This is a genomic window from Bradyrhizobium sp., from assembly GCF_049512235.1.
Taxonomy (GTDB): Bacteria; Pseudomonadota; Alphaproteobacteria; order Rhizobiales; family Xanthobacteraceae; genus Bradyrhizobium.
This window is the reverse complement of the sequence record NZ_JBEKXH010000537.1, coordinates 1-4,122: the sequence shown is the minus strand read 5'-3', so window position 1 is coordinate 4,122 and position 4,122 is coordinate 1. Positions and strand designations below refer to the sequence as shown.

The following is a 4,122-nucleotide window of genomic DNA, read 5'->3' as shown; positions in this document are numbered from 1 at the left end:
CAAGGCAACGCCGAGAAAATCGCATACCCGCAGTTTGACCGCCATCCGCATGCCGTGGAGGGCACGACGCAGGATGACGCGTTCGCGATGCAGTTCGATTTGCCGCACCCCGCCGTCGGCCCGGGTATCGTGCGCATCGAAATTGACGGGCAGAGAGAGAGGGTCGAGCCGCAATGCGCGGCTCGACCCGGCGGGATTGGCCCCGCTTGTTGCAGTTTGACGCCTCACGGTTTTATCTCCCCGCCGGGATTATGTTCCCGGTCGACACGCGAGACCTTGCCAGAGCCCGTTGCGAAATCGCTTAAAAAGGCTGGTTAATCGAATGCCACTTGCCCTGCATTCGCAGGCATGATTGACAGAACCTTGGCATGAATGATTGATAAGACCTTGCAGGATCATCGAGATTCTTTGCCTTCGGTGCTCCGAAAATGCTTGAAGTCCGCGTCAATCGGGCACATCTGAGGGGATCGTCGATTCGTTTCGAGGCCTGCCTTGATGTTGCAACCGCTTTGATGTCTCCTCCGTCTTTGGGATTTTATTCGTGATCTCTTCACCATTCGCCACGCCCCCGCGGTCATCGCAGGCCGAAAGCTCCGGCCTGTTCGATCAATCCACCCTGAGTGCGCTGGCGCAGCGGCTCGTTGAGGCTGCGCGGCGCGCGGGCGCGGATGCCGCCGACGCAGTAGCGGTGCGCGGCGTTTCGCACGGCGTCGAGGTTCGCGATGGACGCGTCGAGGAATCCGAACGCTCGGAAGGCGATGACATCGGACTGCGTGTGCTGGTGGGACAGCGCCAGGCCGTTGTTTCAACCAACGATGTCAGCGGCGACGGCATCGCCAAATTGGCGGAGCGCGCCGTCGCCATGGCGCGCGTCGCGCCCGACGACAAGTATGTCGGCCTGGCCGATCCGGAACTGCTGGCGCGCGACTTCCCCGATCTCGATCTGCTCGATCCCATCACCCCATCGACATCGGAACTTGAACGCCGCGCCTGCGAAGCCGAAGCGGCCGCGCTCGCGGTCAAGGGTGTGACCAAATCGGGCGGCGCATCGGCCTCGACAGGAATTGGCGGCATGGTGCTGGTAACTTCCACCGGCTTCCACGGCCGCTATCTGCGCTCGAGCCAGGGCATTTCGATGACGGCCATCGTTGGCGACGGCACCGCGATGGAACGCGATTACGATTACACCTCGGCGCCACACGCGGCTGATCTTGCCTCGCCCGAAAGCGTCGGCCGCACCGCGGGCGAGCGCACGGTCAAACGCGCCAACCCGCGCAAGGTCGAGACCTGCAAGGTGCCTGTGGTGTTCGACCCCAGGGTTTCCGGATCGCTGGTCGGCCATCTGGTGGGCGCGGTGAATGGCGCCTCGATTGCGCGCAAAACCAGTTTCCTCAAGGACCGTCTCGGCCAGCAGTTGTTCGCCAACAACATTCGCATCGTCGACGATCCGTTGCGGGTGCGCGGATTGCGCTCGCAATCCTTTGATGCCGAGGGTGTCAAGGTGAAACAGCTGGCCATCGTCGATCAGGGCGTGCTGACCTCGTGGCTGTTGGACTGCGCGACCGCGCGCGAACTCGGTCTGGTCACAACCGGCCACGCCCAGCGCGGCGTATCGTCCTCGCCCTCGCCTGGTCCGTACAATCTCCATCTTGAGGCCGGCGCGCCGACGCCGGCCGAACTGATCTCCGACATCCGCCAGGGATTTTACGTCACCGACCTGATCGGCTCCGGCGTCAATGGCGTGACCGGCGACTACAGCCGCGGCGCGTCCGGCTTCTGGATCGAGAACGGCGAGATCACCTATGCCGTGAGCGAGGTGACGATCGCGGGACATCTGCTCGAGATCTTCAAATCGATGGCCCCGGCCAACGACCTGGAATTCCGCTACGGCGTCAATGCTCCGACGGTTCGTATCGAAGGACTGACGCTTGGCGGACGTTAGCACCGACAACCGGCACGACCTGATACTGGCGCGCGACGCCGCGCTTTTGAAGGATACCGTGCTGGAAGCCGGCGCGCTGGCGCTGTCGCTCTTTCGTACCGATCTGAAGAACTGGACCAAGGGCGCTTCGTCACCGGTGTCCGAAGCCGACATCGCTGTCAACGACCTGCTCGAAAGCAGGTTGCGATCGGTCACCCCGGATTATGGCTGGTTGTCGGAAGAGAGTGTCGACGACGAAACGCGTCTTGGCAAACGCCTGGTATGGATTGTCGATCCCATCGACGGCACCCGCGGTTATCTCGCCGGCCGCGAAGACTGGTGCGTGAGCGTGGCACTGGTGGAAGACGCCGGGCCTCTGCTTGCTGCGGTATTCGCTCCGGCCAGCGACGAGTTCTTCTTTGCTGCACGCGGACAGGGCGCCGCGCGCAATCATGTACCGGTTCATGCCACATCCGGCGCTGAGCTGGATTTTTCCCGGATGGCGGGTCCGAAGCCGCTGGTCGAGCGGCTCAGCCGGTCATGTTCGGAAATTGTCCTGCATCCCCGGATCGGATCGCTGGCGCTTAGGCTTTGTCGGGTCGCGCAAGGGAGCCTGGACGCGGCGTTTGCCGGCGGCCAAAGCCGCGACTGGGACCTTGCCGCGGCCAATTTGATCGTGCAGGAAGCCAATGGTAACATGACCGCGCTTTCGGGGGATAAGATCCTCTATAACCGCCGGGAGGTGGCGCATGGGGTGCTTGTTGCGGCGGGCCGCGATCGTCATGCACGTATCGTCGAGCAATTCCGCAGCCGCAGCTAGCCCGGCGCGGCGTCGGCTGGCGTCGGGAATCTTATTGGCCGGGCACCACGTCAGGAAAGGGAACCATGCCAGATAGTGCCCAACCGCAATTGCTTCATCTCGTGATCGGCGGCGAACTGACCGATCTCGATGGGACGACGTTCAAGGATCTTGATCAGGTTGAGATCGTCGGCGTGTTCCCCAACTATGCGAGCGCCCACGCGGCCTGGAGAGCGAAGGCGCAGCAGACCGTGGACAACGCCCATATGCGCTATTTCGTCGTTCATCTCCACCGGCTGCTCGATCCTGGTCAAGATTCGAAGCCTGCCCGTTGAAGAAGTTGCTTCGCAATGTTTTGCGCAGCACCTGGGTGCAGCGCACGGTAGGCTTTGTCGCGGCCGAGTTTCTGAGGTTGGTCTGGCTGACCAACAAATTCAGCTTCGAGCCAGCGAATGTCTATGAGCTGGTCGAGCCGCAACAGCCGGCGATCTTCGCCTTCTGGCACGGCCAGCATTTTATGACGCCGTTCATCAAAACCAAGCCAAGCCATCGCGTCAAGGTACTGATTTCGAGGCACCGCGATGGCGAATTCAACGCCATCGCCGCCGAACGGCTTGGCATTGGCACCATCCGCGGCTCCGGCGATCACGGCTCGGCATTCTACCGCAAGGGTGGCGTCGGAGCGTTCAAGGAGATGGTGCGCGCGCTCGCAGACGGCTATAATGTTGCCTCGACTGCCGACGTGCCGAAGCGAGCGCGGGTCGCCGGTCTCGGCATCATCATGCTGGCGCGTGAATCCGGACGGCCGATCATGCCCTTTGCGATGGCGACAAGCCGCTTCATACGCCTGAATAACTGGGACCGCACCACCATTAATTTGCCATTCGGACGCGGCGCGCTGGTCGGAATCGAATCGATTGTCGTGCCTGCGGACGCAGACGCCGACACGATGGAAAAGCTGCGCCTCCGACTCGAGATAATCCTGAACGAAGCGACCCGTCGCGCCTATGCGCAGGTCGGTCGCCCGGAAGAGGCGGCGCATGGCTAACTCCCTGCCGATGACGCTGCGGGTGTATCAGAAGCTGTCCTCGGCGGTGGCGCCGCTGGCGCCGGCTTTGATCAAGCGGCGGCTGAAACAGGGCAAGGAGGATCCGGCCCGGATCGGTGAGCGCCGCGGCATGAGCGGGGACCTCAGGCCCAATGGACCGCTGGTATGGATTCACGGCGCCAGCGTCGGTGAAGTCCTGGCCGCGGCGGCCTTGATCGAAAGGTTGCGCGCGCTCAACATGCGCATCCTGTTGACGTCGGGTACGGTGACCTCGGCTGCGGTCGTCGCCAAGCGGTTTGCCCCCGATATCATCCATCAATATGTGCCTTACGATTCGCCACGCTATGTCGCGCG

General features: G+C 62.6%; 5 protein-coding genes and 1 pseudogene. 5 read left to right on the top strand and 1 reads right to left on the bottom strand.

Features of this window, described 5'->3' with window-relative positions; all coding sequences use genetic code 11:
* A pseudogene (locus tag ABSG20_RS31255) lies at nucleotides 1–228 on the bottom strand (DUF6101 family protein); the annotation flags it as partial.
* A 313-nt stretch (nucleotides 229–541) separates the two neighbouring features.
* Here ABSG20_RS31255 and ABSG20_RS31250 point away from each other — a divergent pair.
* From ABSG20_RS31250 to ABSG20_RS31230, 5 genes are all read left to right on the top strand, one after another.
* Complete coding sequence (locus ABSG20_RS31250; RefSeq protein ID WP_423868307.1) at nucleotides 542–1,942, top strand: TldD/PmbA family protein; 1,401 nt, start codon at nucleotides 542–544, stop codon at nucleotides 1,940–1,942.
* The gene (locus ABSG20_RS31245) at nucleotides 1,929–2,741 is read left to right on the top strand and encodes a 3'(2'),5'-bisphosphate nucleotidase CysQ (RefSeq protein ID WP_423868306.1); all 813 of its coding nucleotides are present in this window, start codon (nucleotides 1,929–1,931) and stop codon (nucleotides 2,739–2,741) included. Before ABSG20_RS31250 ends, ABSG20_RS31245 begins: the two co-directional genes overlap by 14 nt.
* A gap of 65 nt (nucleotides 2,742–2,806) precedes the next feature.
* Nucleotides 2,807–3,055 carry a DUF4170 domain-containing protein gene (locus ABSG20_RS31240; RefSeq protein ID WP_423868305.1) on the top strand — a complete coding sequence of 83 codons (249 nt, stop codon included), beginning with the start codon at nucleotides 2,807–2,809 and terminating at the stop codon, nucleotides 3,053–3,055.
* A complete protein-coding gene (locus tag ABSG20_RS31235; RefSeq protein WP_423868304.1) occupies nucleotides 3,052–3,768 on the top strand; it encodes a lysophospholipid acyltransferase family protein in 717 nt (238 codons plus the stop codon). Before ABSG20_RS31240 ends, ABSG20_RS31235 begins: the two co-directional genes overlap by 4 nt.
* On the top strand, nucleotides 3,761–4,122 hold a 362-nt coding region (locus ABSG20_RS31230), incomplete at its 3' end, for a 3-deoxy-D-manno-octulosonic acid transferase (protein ID WP_423868303.1). The genes ABSG20_RS31235 and ABSG20_RS31230, both read left to right, overlap by 8 nt.

What these genes read in the sequence shown, in the direction of transcription:
- ABSG20_RS31240 (WP_423868305.1), top strand. Translation starts at nt 2,807, where the DNA reads ATGCCAGATAGTGCCCAACCGCAATTGCTTCATCTCGTGATCGGCGGC.